The 16576-nt window shown below is 59.3% G+C and carries 20 protein-coding genes and 1 tRNA gene; 14 read left to right on the top strand and 7 right to left on the bottom strand.

Annotated elements, in window-relative coordinates:
* Positions 1-201: 201 nt before the first annotated feature.
* Positions 202-1650, bottom strand: coding sequence for an amino acid permease (locus tag CFAEC_RS04245; protein ID WP_435384276.1), 1449 nt, complete (start codon positions 1648-1650; stop codon positions 202-204).
* A gap of 167 nt (positions 1651-1817) precedes the next feature.
* On the opposite strand from CFAEC_RS04245, the gene CFAEC_RS04250 reads away from it, so the two are divergent.
* Positions 1818-2096: an antitoxin gene (locus tag CFAEC_RS04250; protein ID WP_290279132.1), complete on the top strand. Its 279-nt coding sequence runs from the start codon at positions 1818-1820 to the stop codon at positions 2094-2096.
* An 11-nt stretch (positions 2097-2107) separates the two neighbouring features.
* A complete protein-coding gene (locus tag CFAEC_RS04255) occupies positions 2108-2704 on the top strand; it encodes a MazG nucleotide pyrophosphohydrolase domain-containing protein (protein WP_290279133.1) in 597 nt (198 codons plus the stop codon).
* Positions 2705-2773: 69 nt separating this feature from the next.
* Here CFAEC_RS04255 and CFAEC_RS04260 read toward each other — a convergent pair whose 3' ends face one another.
* The 3 genes from CFAEC_RS04260 to CFAEC_RS04270 all read right to left on the bottom strand — a co-directional run bounded on the left by CFAEC_RS04260 (position 2774) and on the right by CFAEC_RS04270 (position 4085).
* Positions 2774-3163, bottom strand: a complete 390-nt coding sequence (locus CFAEC_RS04260) for a hypothetical protein (protein WP_290279134.1) — start codon at positions 3161-3163, stop codon at positions 2774-2776.
* A gap of 11 nt (positions 3164-3174) precedes the next feature.
* Positions 3175-3543 carry a hypothetical protein gene (locus CFAEC_RS04265; protein ID WP_290279135.1) on the bottom strand — a complete coding sequence of 123 codons (369 nt, stop codon included), beginning with the start codon at positions 3541-3543 and terminating at the stop codon, positions 3175-3177.
* 161 nt (positions 3544-3704) lie between these two features.
* A complete protein-coding gene (locus CFAEC_RS04270) occupies positions 3705-4085 on the bottom strand; it encodes a hypothetical protein (protein ID WP_290279136.1) in 381 nt (126 codons plus the stop codon).
* Positions 4086-4436: 351 nt separating this feature from the next.
* On the opposite strand from CFAEC_RS04270, the gene CFAEC_RS04275 reads away from it, so the two are divergent.
* The 8 genes from CFAEC_RS04275 (at position 4437) to CFAEC_RS04310 (ending at position 11146) form a co-directional block, all read left to right on the top strand.
* Entirely contained in the window at positions 4437-5225 is a 789-nt protein-coding gene (locus tag CFAEC_RS04275; protein ID WP_290279138.1) for a lytic transglycosylase domain-containing protein, read from the top strand.
* Positions 5226-5458: 233 nt separating this feature from the next.
* Positions 5459-6736: a phosphopyruvate hydratase gene (gene eno, locus CFAEC_RS04280; RefSeq protein WP_290279140.1), complete on the top strand. Its 1278-nt coding sequence runs from the start codon at positions 5459-5461 to the stop codon at positions 6734-6736.
* 114 nt (positions 6737-6850) lie between these two features.
* A complete protein-coding gene (locus CFAEC_RS04285) occupies positions 6851-7408 on the top strand; it encodes a septum formation initiator family protein (protein ID WP_290279142.1) in 558 nt (185 codons plus the stop codon).
* A gap of 35 nt (positions 7409-7443) precedes the next feature.
* On the top strand, positions 7444-7998 hold the full coding sequence (locus tag CFAEC_RS04290; protein WP_290279144.1) for a DUF501 domain-containing protein: 555 nt from the start codon (positions 7444-7446) through the stop codon (positions 7996-7998).
* Complete coding sequence (locus CFAEC_RS04295; protein WP_290279146.1) at positions 7998-8963, top strand: Ppx/GppA phosphatase family protein; 966 nt, start codon at positions 7998-8000, stop codon at positions 8961-8963. Before CFAEC_RS04290 ends, CFAEC_RS04295 begins: the two co-directional genes overlap by 1 nt.
* A 61-nt stretch (positions 8964-9024) precedes the next feature.
* Positions 9025-9098, top strand: a tRNA-Leu gene (locus tag CFAEC_RS04300).
* 157 nt (positions 9099-9255) lie between these two features.
* Positions 9256-10245, top strand: coding sequence for a helix-turn-helix transcriptional regulator (locus CFAEC_RS04305; RefSeq protein ID WP_290279148.1), 990 nt, complete (start codon positions 9256-9258; stop codon positions 10243-10245).
* Positions 10246-10330: 85 nt separating this feature from the next.
* Positions 10331-11146 carry a Bax inhibitor-1/YccA family protein gene (locus CFAEC_RS04310; protein ID WP_290279151.1) on the top strand — a complete coding sequence of 272 codons (816 nt, stop codon included), beginning with the start codon at positions 10331-10333 and terminating at the stop codon, positions 11144-11146.
* 105 nt (positions 11147-11251) lie between these two features.
* On the opposite strand, the gene CFAEC_RS04315 is transcribed toward CFAEC_RS04310, so the two are convergent.
* The 3 genes from CFAEC_RS04315 to CFAEC_RS04325 form a co-directional block, all read right to left on the bottom strand.
* A complete protein-coding gene (locus CFAEC_RS04315) occupies positions 11252-11725 on the bottom strand; it encodes a hypothetical protein (RefSeq protein ID WP_290279153.1) in 474 nt (157 codons plus the stop codon).
* 14 nt (positions 11726-11739) lie between these two features.
* A complete protein-coding gene (greA, locus tag CFAEC_RS04320) occupies positions 11740-12264 on the bottom strand; it encodes a transcription elongation factor GreA (protein ID WP_290279155.1) in 525 nt (174 codons plus the stop codon).
* A gap of 179 nt (positions 12265-12443) precedes the next feature.
* Positions 12444-12911, bottom strand: coding sequence for a DUF4307 domain-containing protein (locus tag CFAEC_RS04325; RefSeq protein ID WP_290279157.1), 468 nt, complete (start codon positions 12909-12911; stop codon positions 12444-12446).
* A gap of 242 nt (positions 12912-13153) precedes the next feature.
* Between CFAEC_RS04325 and mca the strand changes: the two genes are divergently transcribed.
* The 4 genes from mca to CFAEC_RS04345 all read left to right on the top strand — a co-directional run bounded on the left by mca (position 13154) and on the right by CFAEC_RS04345 (position 16564).
* Positions 13154-14029 (top strand): mycothiol conjugate amidase Mca, encoded by an 876-nt coding sequence (gene mca / locus CFAEC_RS04330; protein ID WP_290279160.1) that lies wholly within the window; start codon positions 13154-13156, stop codon positions 14027-14029.
* Between the two features lie 48 nt (positions 14030-14077).
* Positions 14078-14398: a hypothetical protein gene (locus tag CFAEC_RS04335; RefSeq protein ID WP_290279162.1), complete on the top strand. Its 321-nt coding sequence runs from the start codon at positions 14078-14080 to the stop codon at positions 14396-14398.
* 226 nt (positions 14399-14624) lie between these two features.
* On the top strand, positions 14625-15728 hold the full coding sequence (locus tag CFAEC_RS04340) for a 3-deoxy-7-phosphoheptulonate synthase (RefSeq protein ID WP_290279163.1): 1104 nt from the start codon (positions 14625-14627) through the stop codon (positions 15726-15728).
* 65 nt (positions 15729-15793) lie between these two features.
* On the top strand, positions 15794-16564 hold the full coding sequence (locus tag CFAEC_RS04345) for an isoprenyl transferase (protein WP_290279165.1): 771 nt from the start codon (positions 15794-15796) through the stop codon (positions 16562-16564).
* Positions 16565-16576 lie beyond the last annotated feature (12 nt).

The raw sequence follows: 16576 nt of genomic DNA on the forward strand, positions 1-16576 counted from the left end.
TAGCAACAGACGTGTGCAATGCAGGATCAGTGGTCATAAGAAACTGCGCAAGTGGCATATCAATCGTGCCAATACCAGAGCCCTGTCCTGGAATATTGTCCCCATTTCAGTCTCTTGACCTCCGTGGATTTTGTGGAGGATTCTAGGATGACATGACCGATTTCCAGTGTGATGACCCGTACTTCTTTCATAAAGCCCAGCCTAGAGCGTCAGCCCTCCACCGATCAGGCCAAGCAATCCGAATCCCGCAGCCACAATCAGGATTCCCAGCACACCCCATTCGAAGGTGTTGAACACTTTTTCCTTCCGGTACAGACGCGTCCACACATAGGGGATCAGTCCGGGCAGGATGGCGATGGCACCAAAGAGCAGGTATTTGGGGTCCGCTGCGTAGAACAGCCAGATCGAGTACACGGTGGCGGCGATGCCGATGACCGCGTGGCGCCTGTTCTCGGGGGCGGGGATGAGGGGGCCGGAGTCGTCGAAAAGCGTGCCTGCACCGGCGTGGCGGATGCCGCGTCCGCGGGTGGCCAGCGCAACCAGGTAGAGCGCCGCGAAGAAATACGGCACCAGGTACAACACGGTGGCCAGCTGCACCATGGAGACATAGGTGGTCTCGTTGAGGAAGAAGATCACGATGAAGACCTGGATCACGATCGTGGAGATCAGCTGCGCCATCCAGGCAGCGCCACGGGAGTTGATGGCACCGACCTTGCGTGGAATCAGCCCATCCACCGCCATCAGGGCGAGTGGTTCAGCGCACAGCATCTGCCAGGACACATAGGCACCCAGCACGGACAGACACAGACCGGCGGAGATCAACGCGGCACCCCACTCACCCACGACCGCCTCCAGCACCGAGGCCATGGAGTTATCGGGCAGCACCGCCAGTTCCTGCTGGGTGAGCACACCGAAGCTCAGGGAGGAGATGGTCACCAACAGGGCCAGAACAGCGAAAAACCCGATGATGGTGGCACGGCTGATGTCCTGACGTGACCGGGCCTGGCGGGAGTAGACAGATGCGCCCTCCACACCGATGAACACCCACACCGTGAACACCATGATGGACTTGACCTGGTCAAATACGGATCCCACGGTGCTATCCGTGCCGGTGCCCCAGAAATCCACCGTGAACTTATCCCAGCTGAATCCGAGGAAAGCCACCAAAATGATGAAGGCCAAAAGTGGCAGGATCTTCACCACGGTGGTCACAGTGGTCAAAAATGCCGCCTGTTTCACCCCACCGGCCACCACGGCGAAGATCAGCCAGGTCAGTACGCTGACTGCCAATGCGGAGATCACTGGATTATCCGCGGAAAACAGCGGCACATAATGCCCGAGGGTGCTGAAGAATAAGGTGGCATACCCCACCTGGGCGATGACCGACCCCAGCCAATAACCCCATGCTGAGCAGAAGCCGACGAAATCACCCAGGCCTACGCGAGCATAGGAATACACCCCGGAATCCAGATGCGGCTTGCGGCGAGCGAGCACATGGAACACAAACGCCACGGACAGCATGCCGAATCCGGCGATGACCCAGCCGATGAGCATGGCACCGGGTGCCGCCACGGAACCGATGTTCTGGGGGAGGGAGAATATCCCGGCGCCCACCATCGAACCGACGATCAGGGCGATGAGTGTGCGCATGGGGACGGTGGGGCTTGTGGCCGTCGTTCCCGTGCCTGTGCCGGCAGTTGAACCGGCTGAGGTGTCATTGAGCATTAGCTTAAAATAGACCACCCCGACAGGTTTCTCGAACTCCCACTATCATGGAGTGTTACCCACGGCACATCAGGAATAGGAAGTGAAATATCATGGGCATTTTGGACAACGCGAAGAACAAGGCGAATGAGTTCCTCAACTCCGATTCCGGTGAGCGAAAGTCGGATGAGCTGCTGGATAAGGCAGCTGACGCAGCTAAGCGCAAGCTCGGCGCGGACAAGGCCGACAAGGTGGACCGGGTACGTGACGCCATCGATGAGCGCATCGGAGGGGGAGACAACAACACCCGTCCCGGCCAACCACATGACGCGGACGCCAACACTGAACCCGATCACGGCACCGCACCCGGCGCAGCCCCCGGTAACGCCTAAACTCAAGGCCTATGCCTGAGAAAACCGTTTTATTGATTGACTCCCACAACCCCGTTTTTCCCGCCGAGTTTCTCGAGGCGGTGCTCCATCGCCGTGACAGCATGGAGACAGACGGCACCGTGGGGGTTGATTTCTCCTCCTGGGGCATCACGCTGGCCCCAGACGCACCGTGGTTTGTCACCGCCGATGCTTCCATCGCCGCGTCCCGCGGCGGGATGCTTATCGACGCCCGCCTTTCCCACGTGGCTGAGGCCATCGGGGTCATGCAGCGCGCAGTCCGGCAGGGGGAGTGGGAACAGTTCCAAACCCATCACACGCTAATCCCTTATCTCCGGGAGGAGACAGAGGAGTTCATCGAGGCAGTGGAGCAGACAGCACCGGAAGATGAGCTCCTTAAGGAACTAGGCGATGTTTTCCTACAGGTATTGTTCCATGCGGAGATCGCTGCGCGCCGGGGTGCATGGGATTTCAGTGATGTGGCTGCTAGTTTCGTCACCAAGATGCGCTCCCGTTCGCCCTATCTCTTCAACGGGCACCAGGGGATGGTGACGGTGGAAGAAGCGGAACGACTCTGGGCGGAGGGCAAGGCTCGGGAAACAGCAGGGTAGTAGGAACATGGATAAGGACCGCACCTGAAGTGGGTGCGGTCCTATTTTGTGTACTTTTCCGGCCGAAAGCTAGGACGACAATAAGCTATTGAGCACAACGTGGATATTGTTAAGAGGGCTCAATTCCTGTGGATCTTCCCTGACGAAGCCACACTCAAGTGCGCGGTCCGCGAGAAGCCCGGAGTAGAAGGGGCTGATCCCTTTCAGTTGGTCACTGATGTTTCCCAGGTCGGGGGTGTTGTTCAAGATCTGGGCCAGCTCTGAGCGGGTGGTTCCGGGAAGTACCGTTGCTGAACCGACGAGGGCACCATGCAGGATGCTGCAATCGAACTGCATCACATACTCAGTGGTGCTGCGAGGGGGACCATGATAACCCTGGGCGCTGGCCACCGGAGTCAGACCGGCCGCCAGCGTGAGGGTCGTGGCTGCAGCGATGAGGAAAAGACGGGTGTTCTTCAACGCCAGCTGCCTTAGGAGGACAGGTTGCTGGAGAGATTCTGCAGCTGGGTGAGGATGTCCTGCTGGGGATCTGGCTGCACAGCGCCACATTCGAGGGCACGATCAGCGATGCGACCTGCGTAGACGCCGCCCACGATCGCGAGGGCGGGATCAATGTCCCCGAGGTTGGCAGAGGTACGCAGGGTGGCAGCAAGCTCACTGCGGGTGGTGTCAGGGGTAGCCAGCTGGGAGAGATAGAGGCCATCTTGCAGAGTCTGGCATGGGAAGTTGTCAATCAGCTCATTGAACACTTCTCCGGTCTGTGCCTGGGCAGGGGAAAGGGAGGCGGAAAGGGCCACAACGGATGCTGCGGCGATGGCGAGGGTGCGACGGATGTTCATGGGGATTTCCTTAACGGGTTCGGAGTAGCAGGAAAGGTGCAGCTGTGAAAAAGATAAACACCACACCCTGACACATCATATGTGACTGATGTGACTGGTGTGGTGTTTGTGGCAATCTGTGCGGAACATTCATGGGATGGCCCCGCACATCAGCCCTGGGACTAGGAGGAAAGGCCCGCGAAATTGGAGCTGAGGTTGCTGCTGGCATTCTCCAGAGCGGTGTTCGGCTCAACCAGTTCACACTTCTGTGCCTGATCGGCGAAGTCTGCAGCTGCCTGGGCGTTCCAGTCGCCTACTGCTGGGAACTGGCCGGTGATGACTCCCTCGCCACGCTCTGCCAGCGCATCAGCGAGGCCAGCATTGCGCATGCCGTCCTCGGGGAGATCAAGGCCGGCCAGGATGCCTTCCACGGCGGCGCATGGAATCCACTCGAAGCGGTCCGACAGTTCATCGGAGGAGATGGCGGATGCTGGAGCCGCGAAAGCGGTCAGTGCGAGTGCTGCGGTTGCGCCGATTGCTGCGACACGAGTTGAGATCTTCATGGTGAGTTACTCCTTCGGTAGTGAATCCAGTTGGTTTGTTCAATTGGATTGTTCAGCAAGTGACCGCAAGTGTACATAAGTGATCTGGGACATAACAGGGCGAACCTGCCAATAAACATGGCTGTCAAAAGACGCAATCCCTGCATATATGTATTTTGACTACTGCGTTTATCTTCTCTGGGAAGCGGGAATAAACTCTCGTGAATTAAAAAACTGGGTCGGAATTCTGGCCATTACGCTGTCTTGCGGTGTCGCGTCGGTCACTGTTTACTGCATTTCTGGCGCCGGGAGGCAGAGCATGTGAAATGTCGAATGCGATTCTGATCAATCCGGACGGTAGACTCGCTACCCATGAGTTCTGGGGTTAAACGGGCGGCTGGATGCGGTTGTGGAGCGGTTCTGGCTGTCATCATGGTCATCTCATTTGTGGGGTGGGCCCTGAGCTTCATGGATGGGGCAGCTCCCATTCGTCAGTTGCAGCCGATTCCAGATAATGTTCCGCCTGCGGTCGGTGAACCGGTGCCCGGCATCGACATCTACGCGGCTGGGCGTACCTCAGATTCCCTCCGGTTCTGGTCAGATCCTATCGCTGTGGACACCGGTATCTCCACGCAGGCCGTGGCCGCCTATGGCAATGCAGCGCTCATCGCCGCAGAGTCCTGGCCTGAGTGTGGAATCGCCTGGACCACGCTCGCGGGCATCGGTTATGTAGAGACCCGGCACGGTACTTACAACGGCAGGGTCTTCGGGGGGAGCTCGCTTGATGGCAACGGTGTGGCAAATCCGCCCATCATTGGCATACCCCTTGATGGATCCCCCGGTATTGCACGCATTGAGGATACGGATGGTGGCCGCTTTGATGGCGACACCGAATTGGATCGGGCAGTCGGGCCGATGCAGTTCATCCCAGAATCATGGGAGCGCTACGGTCGTGACGCTAACGGTGATGGCTACGCCGACCCCCACCAGATCGATGATGCAGCCCTCAGTGCAGCCCATCTGCTGTGTACCACCGGCGGGAGTCTCACCACGCCTGAAGGATGGACTCAGGCGCTCTATGCCTACAACATGTCCAATGAATACCTGATCAATGTTCGGGACGCGGCAGCCTCCTATGCGTTGCGTCAACCGGTGATCTGATAATTCTCCAACCCGCTGGTCGCCCCCGATTGGGAGGGATCGGGCATCAGAAACCCACATCTCTGCATATAAACATCGGTGATTGTCGTCTCATGGCGCCACGGGAATGGAATTCATGCAACAATTGAACGCAGACGTGACCGATGGCCCACCGTGGCGCACTGCGCTGCCCTGATCCCCTGATGTCACGTGAACATTTCTGGTTAGTTCCCAAGTTGGCATAGGAGGCCACAGTGGCTGAAATCATGCACGTATTTGCTCGCGAAATCATGGATTCCCGCGGTAACCCAACCGTCGAGGCAGAGGTTTTCCTGGATGACGGCTCTCACGGCGTCGCCGGTGTTCCCTCCGGTGCATCCACCGGTGTCCATGAGGCTCATGAGCTGCGTGACGGCGGCGATCGCTACCTGGGCAAGGGTGTCCTGAAGGCTGTAGAGAACGTCAACGATGAAATCGGCGACGAGCTCGCTGGTCTCGAGGCTGACGATCAGCGTCTCATCGATGAGGCAATGATCAAGCTGGACGGTACTGACAACAAGTCCCGCCTGGGCGCCAACGCCATCCTCGGTGTCTCCATGGCTGTTGCCAAGGCCGCCGCGGATTCCGCTGGCCTGCCACTCTTCCGTTATATCGGTGGCCCGAACGCCCACGTTCTTCCGGTTCCGATGATGAACATCATCAACGGTGGCGCACACGCTGACTCCGGCGTGGACGTGCAGGAATTCATGATTGCCCCAATCGGTTTTGAGTCCTTCACCGAAGCACTGCGCGCTGGCGCAGAGGTTTACCACGAGCTGAAGAAGGTCATCCAGGAGAAGGGCCTGTCCACCGGGCTGGGCGATGAGGGTGGCTTTGCCCCTTCCGTCGGCTCCACCCGTGAGGCACTCGACCTCATCGTTGAGGCCATCAAGAAGGCTGGCTTTGAGCCGGGCAAGGACATCGCCCTGGCTCTGGACGTTGCCTCCTCCGAGTTCTTCAAGGACGGCAAGTACCACTTCGAGGGTGGCGAGCTCACCGCTGAGGAGCTCTCCAACGTCTACGAGGAGCTGGTCAACGAGTACCCGATCGTCTCCATCGAAGACCCACTGCAGGAAGATGACTGGGATGGTTATGTTGCACTGACCGCCCAGATCGGCGAGAAGGTCCAGATCGTCGGCGATGACTTCTTCGTCACCAACCCAGCGCGTCTGAAGGATGGCATTGCCAAGAAGGCCGCCAACTCCATCCTGGTTAAGGTCAACCAGATCGGCACTCTCACCGAGACCTTCGACGCTGTCGATATGGCTCACCGTGCCGGTTACACCTCCATGATGTCCCACCGTTCCGGTGAGACCGAGGACACCACCATCGCTGACCTGGCAGTTGCCCTCAACTGTGGCCAGATCAAGACCGGTGCTCCTGCACGCTCTGACCGCGTAGCCAAGTACAACCAGCTGCTGCGCATCGAGCAGATGCTGGGCGACGCCGCCGTCTACGCCGGCCGCTCCGCGTTCCCACGTTTCCAGGGCTAAGCGCTTTTCGACGCCAAGCTGACTCTTCCCGTCCTCTTCACAGGGGGCGGGATTTGTCGTTTTGAGAGCGTCGAAAATCGTGCCGTGTTACCGCTGTGACTATGATCGATCACTATGGCGAAGCAGAAGAAGTCCCACAAGGGTATTGTCCCGGTCTCCAGTCGAGATCGGGCACCTGAGACTATTTCTGCTGTTCGTGCCCCTTTTCGTCTCGGAGCGGTGGGGGTTGTTGTCCTCGCTCTGGTGGTACTGCTGATCCTCATGACGGTGGCCATTCCCCTGCGTAACTACTTCCAACAGCGTTCGGAGATCGCCCACACAGAGGCGTCCATCCAGGCTAAAGAGCTGCAGATTGAGGAACTATCCGAAGAGCTGGATCGCTACCAGTCTGAGGCTTATGTCCGCGAACAGGCACGTCGGCGCCTGGGTGTGATCGAACCGGGGGAGACGGCGTTCCGTATTCTTGATCCAGCTCTGGACAGTGGTGCGACTGTGACCTCCGATGGCACCGAGGAGGAAGCACGCGGCACCTGGTACGAGACACTGTGGGAATCTGTCACTGAGCCCGAGTTGCTGGAGCCTGAGGAACTTCCGGCTCCCGTGGATGTGGTGCCTGATGAGAACAAGGTGGATGCGGTGATGGAGGAACCCGCAGAGGAACCTGTGCAATAGCGACGACTGTCCGTCCTCATGGCAGAATAGGGCGCATGAGTGTTACTGATGCAGATCTTCTGGCTGTCGAAGCGCAGCTGGGTAGGGCCCCTCGAGGGGTCCTGGACATTGCCTACCGGAGCCCCGATGGAGAACCCGGCGTTGTCATGACCGCGCCCCGCCTGGAGGACGGAACTCCGTTCCCCACCCTGTACTACCTCACTGACCCACGTCTGACCACCGAGGCATCACGTCTCGAGGTGGCGCATGTGATGAAGTGGATGACCGACCGTCTAGAGCATGATGAAGAACTCCGTGCCGATTATCAGCGTGCCCACGAGCACTACCTGAACAAGCGCAATGCGATCGATGATCTGGGCACCGACTTCACCGGTGGCGGCATGCCTGACCGCGTGAAGTGTCTCCACGTCCTCATCGCCTACGCCCTGGCGGAAGGCCCTGAGCATTTCCGCCTCGGCACCGAGGCCGTCGCGCTGGCCGCTGCCCACGGCGACCTCCGTGGCACCGCCATCCCCTCCGATTGGCCCACCATTGAAGAGCTGGGCATCAAGCTCGAGGACTTTGACTTCTCCCGGGCCGGGGGAATCTGATGACCCGTTTCGCAGCGGTTGATTGCGGTACCAACTCCATCCGTCTTCTCATCGCTGATGTCACTGACGCCGGCATCCGTGAGATCACCCGGGACAACAAGATTGTCCGTCTGGGCAAGGGCGTCGATGCCACCGGTGAGCTTGATCCTGAGGCCATTGAGCGCACCCGTGTGGCTTTGGCTGAGTACGTCGATGTCATGGAGGAAGAAGGTGTGGAGGTGGTGCGCATGGTTGCCACTGCCGCCACCCGGGATGCCGCCAACCGAGAAGATTTCTTCTCCATGACCCGGGTGCTGCTGTCCCGTATCCGCCCGGGTTACCAGGCGGAGGTGATCACTGGCGAGGAGGAGGCTCAGCTATCCTTCCGCGGTGCCGTCGCAGACCTGGATCCGACCCAGGGCCCGTTCTGTGTGATTGACCTCGGTGGCGGTTCCACTGAGTTCATCGTGGGCACCCATGATGGTGAGATCCTCGGTTCACATTCCGCTCAGATGGGCTGTGTCCGCATCACCGAGCGCATCATGCGCAGCGATCCGCCCACCCCGACCGAGGTGGAGATCGCCCGCGACTATGTTGCGGAACGGATCCGGGATGTCAGCGCCATCGTGCCGATCTCCAAGGCCAAGACCATCGTGGGTGTTGCAGGTACCTTCACCACCATCTCTGCGTGGGTGCTGGGCCTGGAGTCCTATGACCGTGCCGCGATCCACCTCTCCGAGTTGAACTTCGATGCCCTTCGCGTGATCACCGATGAGATCATCCGTGAATCCTCGGCTCAGCGCGCCACCAATCCGGTGGTGGATCCGGGCCGTGCGGATGTCATCGGTGGAGGCTCCGTGGTGGTTCAGGGTGCCATTGACCTGGCCGCCAGGGAGGCCGGTGTCAACTCGATCACCATTTCTGAAAAGGACATTCTTGACGGTCTGATTCTGGGGCTTGTGGAAAAGCACGGCACCGGGAAATAAACAGGACCCTTGTGATTCTGGCCTTCGGCACCATCATCTATGATGAACTGGTGCCGAAAACGCCCCCATAGCCCAATCGGCAGAGGCGGTTGACTTAAAATCAATTCAGTGTGGGTTCGAGTCCCACTGGGGGCACAACAGTTCCATCATCTTTGTTCAGGATGATGGAACTTTTTCTTTTTCCGAATCTGATTCTTGCGCAGCCCCGAGAGTGGACGTAGTATCGCTCACAGCGCCGATTTAAGGTTAGCTTTACCTAATCTAGAGTGTGGGACTGGAAGTGGAGCGGAAAATGAATCAAGCCTGCCTGTTGTGGTGCCATTCGGGCGCTAGTGAAGTCTATATCGGTGAGCGGTCTTTCACCCTCGTTGCCGGGGATCTGCTTTTCGCACCGGAGGGTGCGGTCTGGAATCCTTCCGGTGCCGGTGTGATTCTGGATCTCAGTTTCCGGGCAGTGTCCATCACGGGTCCGGCGCGTCGCATCCATGTGGGGCAGGCATGGGCGGAGCATATGGTCTACGAGTATTCACGCTCGCTGTTCGGGGAGCGGGAGATGCGGGGGGACGTCGCAAAGCTCTTTGAAGACCGCGTGCCCACGCCGCCGCTGCCGGCACCGAAACACGCGCGCGCCGTTGCACAGACCCTGGCCGCGAACCCGGCCGATCAGACCAGCCTGGAGGAGTTTGCCGCGCTGCGAGGTGTGGCTGCGCGCACGCTGCAGCGGCAGTTCCTCAAGTCCACCGGCTATTCCTTCAGCGAGTGGCGCGCGGCGCAACGTGTGAGCGTCGCCGCGAGTCTGTTGGCGCATGATTTCAGCATTGCGGTGGTGGCGAACCTGGTCGGCTTTGCTGCCACCAGCAGCCTGACGCGCGCTTTTCGACGCCACACCAACGCCACCCCCTCCTCCTTCACCACCAGTTCGATCGGCATGGGCAGCGCCGGACTTCCACCTGCCATCCCCGCGCGAACCACCTTCGCGGAGGCTCAACGGGATCAGCAGTTGTGGATCTACAGCGGAACCGCCACGGTGACCACCCCCGGCTATTGCCGATTCCTCGCACAGGGGGACATGGCGACCATCCCCGCCGGCACCCACACCCGCATAGATGTGGCTGCCGGATCCATCGCGATTCCCGTACCTGTGGGGGTGGGGGAGCAGGGTATGAGCTTGCGTGACATCGTGTGTGATGCGCCAGTGGCTGGGCTGACAATCCTGGAGCAGGGCAGGTGGTCAAGCCTCAGTGAGGAGCTCCTCAACACACCCATTCCGGTGGTCTTATAGATTCGGGGGTACTGGGAACAAAACCCGATCAACGCTCGTTGGTAGTGCAGTAGTGCAAAATCTAACGAAAGGATCGGGGACTCTTTTGCGTAGCAGTAATCCCGTTTTCAGTTCACTGACGGACACCCAACGGAACCACGGACAGAACCCTTACGGCGGTTACGATCAGTTCGGGGGCCAGTACCAGACTCAGGCTCCTGTTAAATCTGAACGTTCGATGACCGTGGATGATGTGATTACCAAGACCGGGATCACACTCGCAGTTATCGTTGCCTTCGCACTTCTCAACTTCGGCATCATGCTCTTCGTGAGCCCTGGCCTGTCGATGATCCTCACCATCGTCGGTGCCATCGGTGGTTTCATCACCGTGTTGGTGGCCACCTTCGGCAAAAAATACGGCTCTGCAGCGGTTACCCTGATCTACGCGGCTTTCGAAGGTCTTTTCGTCGGCGGTATCTCCCTGCTGTTCTCCGGGTTCCTCGTGGGTCAGGCAGGGGCCGGCGCACTGATCGGTCAGGCGGTCCTGGGCACCATGGGTGTGTTCCTGGGCATGTTGTTTGTTTATAAGACCGGCGCCATCAAGGTCACTCCCAAGTTCAACCGCATCATCACCTCCATGATGATCGGTGTCCTGGTGCTGGTGCTGGGCAACCTGCTCATGGCCCTGCTCGGTTTTGGTAACCCACTGCGTGACGGCGGCATGCTGGCCATCGTCTTCTCCCTGGTCTGCATCGGGCTGGCAGCGTTCAGCTTCCTCACCGATTTTGATGCAGCTGACCGCATGGTCCGCGAAGGTGTCCCGGCACGGATGGCCTGGGGTGTTGCCCTTGGCCTGGCCGTCACCCTGGTCTGGCTCTACACTGAGATCCTCCGCCTGCTCAGCTACTTCCGAGGCGACTAATCCGGTGTGAAAATCGCAGAGCACGCATAAAGCTCACGGCCCGCATCACCTCGTGGAGAGGATGCGGGCCGTGAGCTTTATGTATGTGTAAAACCCGATGGGTTACTACAGGGCGATTACCTGGCCATCGACCTCAACCTGGGAGAACACCAGGCCCTGGGAGGTCTCGGTGGGGAAGGTCAGTTCGACCTCGACGCCCTCGGTGATTTCCTGGGTACCTTCAGCGGTGAAGATGATGCGGGAGGCGGTGCCGGTTGCGGCATCCTCATCCCAGGCATCCCACTCAATGTCGGTGAGCTGATCGCTGTTGTCAGCGCAGTTCAGGGAGATGATCTGTGGCTCCTGTGCAGGGGCAGCCACACAGTCGATATAACCGGGGAGAGCCTCGGCTGCCACGGCGGTGGTGGTGGCGGTGGTTGTGGACGCAGCGGTGGTGGTGGCGCTCGTCGGAGCAGCAACACCGGTGGCGGTATCAACCTTGAGGTCAGAATCGACCTCGGATGGGGAACACGCGGTAAGGGCAAGTGCAGCCACAGCGGTGGTGCCGGTGATCAGGAGCTTATGTGAAAGGGAGGTCATGAAGATCAAAATCCTTAGTTCTTGTCGCGGAGAGACGCGGCCTTCTCAGAATTATATGGCTCAGCCGCAACAATCGTAACTGATACCACGGTGCCATTGGGAGTCGTGTACTCACGGGTTTCACCCTCGTGCGCACCCAGGATGGAGGCACCGAGTGGGGACTGCTCGGAGTAGGTCTCCAGATCGGGGTTCTCGGAGGCCGCAGCGCGGGTACCGATCAGGAAGGTTTCCTTGTCGGACTCATCACCGTCGTAGTAGACGTGGACGACGGAGCCGACGTTGGCCACACCTTCGACGATGTCCGCGCGCTCAGTGGTGGCGTTGGCCAGAACCTCGGAGATCTGCTTGATGCGGGCCTCCTCCTGGTCCTGCATCTCACGGGCGGCGTCATAGCCGGCGTTCTCCTTGAGGTCACCCTCCTCACGACGCTCGTTGATCTCAGCGGCGACGACGGGGCGGCGGGCAATGAGGGTGTTGAGCTCTTCTTCCAGCTTGGCCTTGGTTTCAGGCGTGATGTACTGCTTTGGTGCACTTGCCATGGTGATAACCCTCCCGGGAACAGATCAGAGGCGGATCGCTGGACCAACCTTAAGGTCTGCATGACTCAGGCCCCGGGGAAAACCGGGGCCAACATTCAGGTTTGTGCATGCAGAAGTTGACCAGCGATGTCAACGTACGTTTTCTGGGTGTGATTTTAGCACAGCCCATCCGGGGCGATTTACAGGTTCATATGGGATGGGATGGTGGTGGAGCAACCGTAGACGCCGCCGGACACTGCAGGCTCCCGGGTGGGGATCTGTGTGGTGATACGCACCACGGTGGATGAACTCGGTTCCACGAGGATCTCGCGGCGACCGACCTCCGCATGGGAATAGGCCAGTGCGGTGACGATGCAGTAGGTGGGAACCTCGGGGTTTTCCCTGGTGACATCCACATCCATCTGGAACGTGGAGTCGTCGATACGCTCGAATGCGCCCATTGATCCCGTGACCGTCTCGGCTTCACGACGCTGCAGGAACTGGACGAGTGCGATCACCAGTGCCAACACAATGACCACGGCTAGAACTGCGATGACCTTGCCTGACCAGTTGTTGGTGGCCATCGTCTCCCGGTTTCCGCGGTAGCGGGAGACCGGACGCTCCGGGGAGTCGGAGGCGTTGGAAGGGGAGTTGGGGTTAGTGCTCATAGCGGAATTCGTCGACATCCTAAAACAGCCGTGCATGGGACACACCACCGCACCATCCACAGTGGATATGGCGGGAACGTGTGTGGATTCTCCTCAACATCTTAGTCACACTTGGGCGAAGCGATAACCGGGGTCGCCGGGGATGCGTCTATCATTGACTGAATACATATCAACAAAATGCCCGAGAGCAGTTTTCACGGAAGCCCTGATCCCCGTCGGCTTCCAAGGAAGGATGAATACACGTGAGTGGTCTACGCCTCCTGGCGATCCACGCCCACCCCGACGACGAGTCCAGCAAGGGCGCTGCCACGATGGCTCGTTATGTCTCCGAGGGCCACAAGGTCATGGTGGTGACATGCACGGGCGGTGAACGCGGTGACATCCTCAACCCCGCCATGGACAGGCCCGGAGTGCTGGAGAACATCCCGGCGATCCGTCGCGATGAAATGGCGCAGGCCATGGAGATCCTTGGTACCGAGCACCGCTGGTTGGACTATGAAGATTCAGGTCTGCCACAGGGCGATCCTCTGCCACCACTCCCGGAGGGCTGTTTCGCCCTGGCAGACAGCGATGAGGTCACCCGTGAACTGGTGGGCATTCTCCGTGATTTCCGCCCCCACGTGATCATCACCTATGACGAGAACGGCGGCTACCCGCACCCTGACCACCTCAAGGTCCATGAGGTGTCCATGCTCGCGTGGGACAGGTCCGGCGATGCGGATTATGCCCCTGAACTCGGTGAGGCCTGGACCCCGCTGAAGTTGTACTACTCCCACGGGTTCATCCGTCAGCGCATGCAGATGTTCCACGACCGTCTGGTCCTCATGGGCCAGCCCAGCCCGTATGCACCGATGATTGAACGGTGGGAGGAAAATAAGGCTGACATCATGGCGCGGGTGACCACCCAGGTCACCTGTGATGCCTTCTTCGGCAAGCGTGATGATGCCCTGCGATCCCATGCCACCCAGATCGACCCTGCCGGTGCCTTCTTTGGGACTCCGGTGGAGGTGCAGCGTAGGCTATGGCCAACCGAGGAATTCGAACTGGCGAAGACCAGGGTGAAAACCTCAATCCCGGAGGATGACCTGTTTGCGGGTATTGACCCGGATACGGAATAGTCTAGTGTGTCCCCACGGATCAGATCCTTTTAGGAAGGACCCCCAGGCGTGATTGACATCAGCCCACTGTTGAACACCGCATCCAGCGTGTACAACAACACGAACACCTTTATCCTCGCCCAGCAGCAGCAGGGCGGGCCACTCGGCCCCGAGTTCGGTAAGGCCTCTCCCATCGGCCTGCTCATCCTGGCGCTCATGGGTGCGGCCATCCTCACCTTGGGTTGGATGTTCCACCGCCGCTGGTCACGGATGAACCGTCGCCGGATCTTCGCCGAGCGCCACGGCCTGGATCCCTTTGACATCGAAGGTGTGAAGAAAGCCATGGCAGAGGTCGGCCTGAATGATAAGTCGAAGAAGGGCTTCCTTTAAGTAGGAAGTGTGTTAAGGTCTCCATCATGTTCGCAGCACGATTTTATTTTCCGACCGGCTCCGGGGCCTCTCCTCGCATGCTGGCCGTTAAACGTGCCTAGCTAAACGCGAACAAGATCCAGGAGCCGAGCAGCACCTCCCCGCAAGGGTTGAGGGGCTGCTTTTTTGTTACCCAGATTATTCTCACCAAAATACCGCCCCACTGCGAAAGGCAGATCCGAAGACAATGAGCGCCCCAGTATCCCTGACCAACCCGGCATCCACCAGCAATAAGCGTGTGGTGGCCTTCCATGATCTGCCGAGCCCGGTGGAGTTGGTGTCCAGCAACCCACTGAATCCGCACCAGTCGGAGAAGGTGGAGCGTGACCGCCAGGAGATCGCGGATGTGTTCGCCGGTGATGATGACCGCCTCGTGGTGGTTGTCGGCCCATGTTCCGTCCACGATCCGGATGCGGCGATCGATTACGCGAACCGTCTGGCACCTCTGGCTAAACGCCTGGACCAGGACCTTAAGATTGTGATGCGTGTGTACTTCGAGAAGCCCCGCACCACCGTGGGATGGAAGGGTCTGATCAATGACCCGCATCTCAACGAGACCTACGATGTCGCCGAGGGGCTGCGCCTGGCCCGGAAGGTGCTGATCGATGTGGTCAACCTGGATCTTCCTGTGGGTTGTGAGTTCCTGGAACCGAACAGCCCCCAGTACTACGCAGATGCTGTGGCCTGGGGTGCCATCGGCGCCCGCACCACTGAATCCCAGGTGCACCGCCAGCTGGCCTCCGGGATGTCCATGCCGATCGGTTTCAAGAACGGCACTGATGGCAATGTGCAGGTGGCCATTGATGCGGTGCAGTCCGCACAGAGCCCACACTTCTTCTTTGGCACATCTGACCACGGCACTCCATCTGTCGTGGAGACCGCGGGCAACTCCAACAGCCACATCATTCTCCGTGGTGGTACCGATGGGCCGAACCATGATGCGGAGTCCGTCGCCCGGGCCGCTGGCAAACTCGGCGAGGGTGCACGGTTGATGATTGACGCCTCCCACGCCAACTCGGGCAAGGATCACGTCCGTCAGGTCGGGGTGGTGCGTGAGATCGCTGATCAGATTGCTGCGGGCAATGACGCCATCGCCGGCATCATGATTGAATCCTTCCTGGTCGGGGGAGCCCAGAACCTCGATCCGGCAAAGCTGAAGATCAACGGTGGTGAGGGCCTGGTCTACGGGCAGTCCGTCACCGATAAGTGCGTGGATATTGATACCACGGTGGATCTGCTGGCTGAACTGGCTGCGGCCGTGCGTGCCCGCCGTGACGCAGCCACTGCGTAGTGGGAATTCCTCTTGGGTGAGGGGGAGTGGGCGACAGGCCCACTCCGGGGACTACACTGTGAATCGTGTTGAACCTGCCCAGACTGCTTTATCCGGTATATGAACGCCGGCTCCTCAAGGAGCTTGAAGGCGCCAAGCAGCCTGGTCACGTCGCCATCATGTGTGATGGAAACAGGCGGTGGGCTCGTGAGGCTGGTTTTGTGGACGTCAGTCACGGTCACCGGGTGGGTGCCAAGAAGATCGGTGAAATGGTCCGCTGGTGCGATGACGTGGATGTGAAGTTAGTCACGGTCTACCTGCTGTCCACTGAGAATCTCGGCAGGGATGAAGCGGAGCTGGACCTGCTCTACGGCATCATCGGAGATGTGGTGGATGAGCTTTCCCTCCCCGAATCCAACTGCCGTGTCCGACTGGTCGGCCACCTTGATGTACTGCCTAAAGCCTTCGCGGAGCGTCTGCGCGAAACGGTATGCAAAACCGTGGATAACTCCGGTGTGGCCGTCAATATCGCGGTCGGTTATGGGGGCCGCCAGGAAATCGTGGATGCTGTCCGGGATCTGCTGGCCGCAGCCAGGGATGAGGGGAAGGACATCGAGGGCCTCATCGATGCCGTGGACGTGGATTCTATTTCCACCCACCTGTACACCTCCGGTCAACCAGACCCGGATCTGGTGATCAGGACATCAGGGGAACAGCGTCTCTCCGGTTTCATGTTATGGCAGTCGGCCTACTCGGAGATCTGGTTCACTGATACCTACTGGCCTGCATTCCGGCGGATCGACTTCCTCCGGGCACTGCGTGACTATTCGCAGCGCAGCAGGCGTTTCGGAAAATAAGTCGCCACATTT

The organism is Corynebacterium faecale (genome assembly GCF_030408735.1).
GTDB classification, from domain to species: Bacteria; Actinomycetota; Actinomycetes; order Mycobacteriales; family Mycobacteriaceae; genus Corynebacterium; species Corynebacterium faecale.